We start from the raw sequence: 1,691 nt of genomic DNA, 5'->3' as shown, positions 1-1,691 counted from the left end.
GGCTGCAAAGGAAGGCGCGCCCGGCGTCGAGGTCACCGACGAGCACGAGTTCCACCGCCTGCTCCGACTCGAGCCCGGCGGCGCCTTTGCCGTCAGCGCCCACGGCATGTGGCACGGCGGCATCCATATCACCGAAGCTGGCGCTGGCCAGTTCCTCGACCTGACCGGTGGCGTGCTGGCGATGGCCGACGGCGATGTCGTCGCGTGGCGACTGGATCGAACCTGTCCGGTGACAGAACTTCCCGGCAAGGGCCAGCAGTCCGCCATCCAGGCTTGCTACAGCACGGGTTTCGCCCTGGTGCGCCACAAGATGGAGTTTCCACGCGGGACCTGGCTGACCTTCTACAGCCTGTACATGCACCTGCAGGACCTGGCTGGCTACGAGGACAGGAAGACGTTGCCCCGCCCGGCCCATTGGTCACCGGAGTTCAAGGTCACGACGTTCGCCCGGGATCAGCAACGCGCCAGGCCGGGCCTGCGCGCTGCGCCCGCCAAGCAGAAGGGGCTGCGCGTGCGGTCAGCACGGGCCGGCGGCACGGCGCTTGGCATCCTGCCGCAGGGCACACAGTTCAGTATCAGCGAGCGCACTGGCAACTGGGGAAAAATCGCACGCAGCGGCCCGCCGATTCCGGCCAGCGTTGGAGACTTCGTGGCGCCCGATGCTGCGGTCGGCGGCTGGGTATTCCTTGGGCGCGAGCATGGTGGACAGGTGGTCGAGGAATTCATACCCGACACCGCGCTCGACTGCATAGTCGTTCCTCCAAAACCGATCAAGGTCAAAGCGGGCCAGTTGCTCGGCCACCTTGGCCGGTACGACTCGCTCAATCATTCGGCGCCCACCCGCATGGTTCACATCGAGTTCTTCTGCGGCGAAGACATCAAGACCTTTCTTCAGACGAGCCGAGCCTGGATCCAGGAACACTCGCCGTATCCCGCGCGCTGGAAGGCGTTGGGGTTACCCGGCGAAGCCACGCTGCTGCGTATCGACACGCGAACAAAGCTCTACAAGGCGGCCCATCAGGAGGGAAAGGACGCTCCGCGCACCGATGTCGTCCTAATGCTGTCGTTAGCGGAACTGGGCCGGCGAAAGGAACACAAGTTCAAAGAGACAAGCCCAGGCGCGGACAACCTGAAGCTCAACTGGTGGAAAGTGCACAGCGCCAATATGCTCGGCAACGAAATCAGTGGCTGGGTACGAGAACAGAATTTCGCGGGCGGTCGCGTCACGCGCGAGTATCCGCAGGGGTGGGTGGACTTCCAGACCATCGAGGGCGCGCATGACTCCGCCCATACGCTATGCGCCAAATCAGAAGCGTACGTCGACTATGCCTGCGACAAGGACATGCCGGCCACCGCTGCGCTGGACAAACTTAGTCCGCTAATGAAAAGCGTCTATCAGGCAATTTGCCCCGGCAGTAACGGCGACCGTGCCATCGACGAGCTATGCGTGGCCGCGAAAGACAGATGGCAGTCGCTGCGCGCGTCGCGCCTGATTATTCGGCACGAAAGCGAATGGGCCAACCCGTCCAAATGGAAATCGCTGACTGCGGAACTCGAAAAGGAAACGGGTGCGAATGCCCAGTACGCAGCCGAGCAACGGCGTATCGAGAAACTGGTGTGGTGGGAAGAGGTCAAGGCGAGACTGCCTGATTTACCTGGTCCGGCGGTGTTTCATATGCATCCGGTGGGGG

General features: G+C 62.9%; 1 pseudogene. It reads left to right on the top strand.

What is annotated here, in order from left to right:
• Positions 1-1,691: pseudogene (locus AC3G88_RS29345) on the top strand (chitinase); the annotation flags it as partial.

It is taken from the genome of Cupriavidus sp. 86D6, from assembly GCF_057815095.1.
This window is presented reverse-complemented; position numbering and strand designations above follow the sequence as displayed.